This is a genomic window from Prosthecobacter sp. (assembly GCF_044378005.1).
Lineage (GTDB): Bacteria > Verrucomicrobiota > Verrucomicrobiia > Verrucomicrobiales > Verrucomicrobiaceae > Prosthecobacter.
The window spans coordinates 1-4,365 of sequence record NZ_JBILYB010000264.1; the positions used below are offsets into that span (position 1 = coordinate 1).

The 4,365-nt window shown below is 61.2% G+C and carries 4 protein-coding genes; all 4 read right to left on the reverse strand.

The genetic code is table 11. The features are described 5' to 3' along the window. Nucleotides 1–891: alanine racemase (locus AC6FTP_RS25765; protein ID WP_497209764.1), on the reverse strand; the 891-nt coding region annotated here is incomplete at its 3' end. A 29-nt stretch (nt 892–920) separates the two neighbouring features. Next, entirely contained in the window at nt 921–1,508 is a 588-nt protein-coding gene (locus tag AC6FTP_RS25770; RefSeq protein WP_497209766.1) for a DUF1802 family protein, read from the reverse strand. A gap of 62 nt (nt 1,509–1,570) precedes the next feature. Next, nucleotides 1,571–2,935, reverse strand: coding sequence for a Gfo/Idh/MocA family protein (locus AC6FTP_RS25775; protein ID WP_497209767.1), 1,365 nt, complete (start codon nt 2,933–2,935; stop codon nt 1,571–1,573). Between the two features lie 222 nt (nt 2,936–3,157). After that, nucleotides 3,158–4,365: COG1470 family protein (locus AC6FTP_RS25780; protein ID WP_497209768.1), on the reverse strand; the 1,208-nt coding region annotated here is incomplete at its 5' end.

Genomic DNA, 4,365 nt, shown 5'->3' on the forward strand with positions numbered 1-4,365 from the left:
ATGCGGATTCTCCGGGGCCACGGACTTGTGCCCGAGATCAAGCGTGAGACGATTCGTGCCCGGCTTGCTGATCACACGTGCCAGCAGCACGGCGGCGGGGAGGAAGGGCAGGTCGGGGTGTTTGTCACCATAACCAAAGTCCCACAGCACCGTGGTGCCAGGGCTGCAAATGCGGTCCTTGTGCTGGGCATGGATGCCAAAGGTCGGTGAACCACCGGTGAGGAATTCTTTCATGATCACGCCTTCGCCTTCGAGCTGCTTTTTGAAAGCCAGGATGGGTGCGAATGCGGCCTCGCATTTCTCCTTCCGCACGGATAGCTCGGCATCGTGGATGTGACCATCATAGGCGTGCAGGCCGCGGAACAACAGACGCGGCGTATCTTTGATCGCATGCACCAAAAGCTCAGCAGCAACTCCGGGCACGATGCCCGTGCGCGACATGCCGCAGTCCAGCTCCAGGAAGACGCCGAGATTCACCCGATGCTGCTGCGCGGCGGAGGCCAGCGTGCGGATCGTTTCCTCATCATCGGCAATGCCTGCGAACTGCGTTTGCGGATACTTCAGCGCCAGCTCTGCGAGACGATGTCCATTCGGCCCCACGCATGGCATCGCCAGCACTACGTCCGCTGCACCAGCCATCGCGCACATCTCCACTTCGGCGATGGTGGAGCATTTGAACTTCGTGATCCCCAGCTCGATCTGCCGCTTCATCACCGGCAGCAGCTTGTGCGTCTTCACATGCGGACGCAGCCGTGCCGGATCACCCGCGATCTCGATCATCAGCTTCAAATTGTGCTCGATGCGCTCGCGATAAAGAAGCAGCGCCGGGGAGGCGATCTCGGCTTCGTTGTCTATGTGAAACCAGGCGGGGGCGATGTCGTGGGGAGTCATGGGAAAGGAAGCCGATCTTGAGGGCCGGGTTACGCGGCATCAAGAATCGAATGCAACTTGCCCGCTGTTTCATTCCAGGCTGCATCGGTCATCGCTGGCGTCGCATTTGCCAGGAGGGCGAGGCCTTCCTCTGGTAGATTCACCCAGGAGCGGCAGCCGCCGTAGCTCTTCGAATAAGGGAAAGACCAGCGCTGCGGGAGCTTCCACGCCCGCACGAGCGCGATGTGCAGGCAGCTTTCGTCATCATAGACGAAGCGATCTTTCACCACGTCTTCATTCCAGATGTGCAGTGGGGCCAGAGCTTCCATCTTCGCCCAGTCGGTGACTTTCCAAACATGCTCCAGCGTGGCGAAGCCGTCGATGTCCACGCTCGTGCGCTCCTCTTCCGGCGGGAAAGCACGCTGCGCATTCTCCGGCACCCAGCGGAGCTTTTCGCCCTGCGTGTGAAACCAGGTGGGGAAAAGGAAGAACGCCTTGTGCTTCCACTCGAATCCACCGCGCCCTTCATGGATGCCGCCCTTGCGCAGCACCATGGTCTGCACGCCCTGAACGAGCGAGTCACAGACGAAGGACCATTCTTTAAAACCGATAGCGCTGGAGGGAGTGGCGAGGGACATAGTCCTGTGGCGATACGCACGGCGAGCCGTCACGCAAGGTGTGAGCGTGCTCCGATCTTGCGTCAGCCCAATCCTTCGACGCTCCAGCCGTCGCGATACGTCCGCGTGAGCTGGGCATTCAGTTCGGGACGGTTGGCGATTTTCCCCGCCGTGGCATCCCACTCGATCCAGTCGCCCGGATTGCGCTCGGAGAGCACGCCGAGCAAAACGGCCTCCGTCACCGGGCAGCCATAGCTCGGCAGATCGGTGGCGGCTTTTTCGCCCTTCATGCAGGCATCCACCCAGTCGGTGTAATGATTGGCGATGCGTGTCTTCGGGTAGGTGAAGCCCGTGAAATTCGCCTCCGGCACCAGCCAAGGGCGCTGGCTGTGCGGTTTGAAGATGCCGCCGCTCTCGCCAATGAAGAAAATACCGCTCGGCGAGTCCTTCGTGAGCACGCTGGGCTTGATGACACGCTTGTCATACTCGTAGCCGCCATCCGTCCAGGTCATCTTGATCGTATCGCCCGCCGTGAGCGGTGTGCCGGGGAATTCCAGCTCCAGATGGCGCTTCATCGCATACAAATCACCCTTGCTGCCCTCATCGAGACAGCGCACGCGCTTCGGTGCGGCGAGTCCAAGACACGCAAACACCACGTCGAAGTAGTGGCAGCCCATGTCACCCATCATGCCGACGCCAAAATCCGCCCACGAGCGCCACATCGACGGATGATACGCCCCTTCGAGGAAGGGCACCTGATTGGCGACACCGAGCCACAGGTTCCAATCCACATTCGCCGGCACTGGATCGGCCTCCGCCTTCCGCTGCGTGACCTTCGGCCACCAGCTCGCCTTCTTGTTCTCCCAGCAGATGACCTCCTTCACCTTCCCGATGGCACCGCTCTTGATCAAATCGACCGCCAGCGAGGTTTCGATGCTCGAATGCCCCTGCGTGCCCATCTGCGTCGTCACACCCGCCTTCGCCGCTTCCGCGCTCAATATCCGCGCCTCATGCAAATGATGCGTGAGCGGCTTCTGCAAATAGACATGCTTCTTCGCCCGCAACGCCGTCACCGCCTGCGCCGCATGCATGTGATCCGGTGTGCCGATCGTCACCGCATCGACCGAATCACCCAGCTTCGCGATCATCTCACGGTAGTCGCGGAATGCCGCCGCATCTGCCAATCGCGCCGCAGCCTCTGGGTCCTGCAACTCTTTGCGACGAGTCGCGTTGCCACCACGCGCGAGTTCGAGCGTCTTCGCATCCACATCGCACATGCCCACAAGGCGCACCTTCGGATGCTGCAGCACGCTCATCATCGTGACACCGCCCATCCCGCCGACACCGATGGAAGCCACCTGAAACATCGAGTTCGGCGACTTCGCGCTCAGGATGGCGGGTGCGGAAACATAAGCGGCTGTTTGCTTGAAGAAGGAGCGGCGGTTCATGAGGCATGGGTGAACGTCACCTTATGGCATGCTCTCTCACGCGACAGCGTCCTGGAGTGCGCCGGGCCTCCGGCGCTTTTCGAAGGCTGCGTATCAAGCTTCAACACCAATGACTCCGAAGGCCAATCATGGTCCGTTCGTTTCTCAGGGCGCGTTGATCAGCCGCTCCGTCGAAAGCGCCGGAGGCCCGGCGCACTCCAAAACGCTTCGCGCTCATAGGACTCACCTCGCCGCCACACCCGCTTTCCGGATCTTCATCAGAATCGGGAAGCTCGTCTGAAGTCCGGCGCTGTCGTGTTCGTTTCTCGCGCTACTGATAGCTCCGTGGCAGAGTTTGTCTTGGTCCTGCACCCAATTCGCGGCGCGGAAGAAGATGGGGCGCTCGTTTTCGCCTTCGCGGATCTGCACGCCGTTGAGGCCGATGTCGTCGATGATGACGCCGTGGGGCAGGCCGTGGACGTCGAGGTTGATGATGCCTTTGTCATTCAGGCGCACGGCTCGCAGCCAGGCTTTCACGCTTTGACCGGGGGCGAGGGTGAGTTCGAGCGGCTTGGTTTCTTCCTCGAGATCACGCATGACGGGCTTTCCACCGGCGTCGGGCTCCAAAACGATGATGAACTTCGGTTTCGCGCCAAGGGTGACCTTGCCGAAGGTTCCGGCGTCGTGGGTGATGGCTTTGCCTTTGGCGGTGATTTTGAGTTTGGACCAATCGGCGTCAGCTTTGGCATCGGGCATGGCGTGCAGCGAGCCGCTGATGAGGTCGTGACCGGCCTCGATGATGAGGGGCGAGGAGGCCCAGTAACCGGCGGGCAGGCCTGTGATGTCGATCTGGATGGGATCGTCGAAATTGTCCGTGCGCTCGGCGCGGAAGGAGAAGCCGACGGAGGCACCGGGCATGACGGTGGGGTTCATGCCGGCGAGTTTGACGCTGAAGTCGGGCTTCGGCTCGCGAATGGCGAGGGAATACACGAAGCGCTCGCCGCCCCAGCCGCGGGTGTCGGTGACTTTGACGACGAATCGGCCATCGGCAGGCGCGGTGAAGGTCAGGCGCGAGTCGCGGCCGATTTTGCGGTCGCCGCTGTCGTCGTTTTGATAGTTCACAGTAAAAATGGGCAAGCCGTTCGCGGCGATGCTGCTGCCGAGCGGATAGGGCTGCACGACGTAGCAGGGTTCATCGAGCGAGTGCGAGGTGGCGCTGGTGTCGAAGTAAGCGCGGCGTTTGCCGTCGTTGATGTAGAAGAAGCAGCCGCCGTCCGGCCCGCGTGGCATGCGGATGATCTTCATCACATCGCCGTTGAACCACACATACTCATTGAGCTCCATCTCCTCCCAGTTTTGCAGGCGGATGTCCGGGTTGTTGGCATCGACGCTGCGGAAGTTGTTGTAGCTGTCGCGCACGGCCTGCATGAGCAAACGGGCCACGAGCTTGC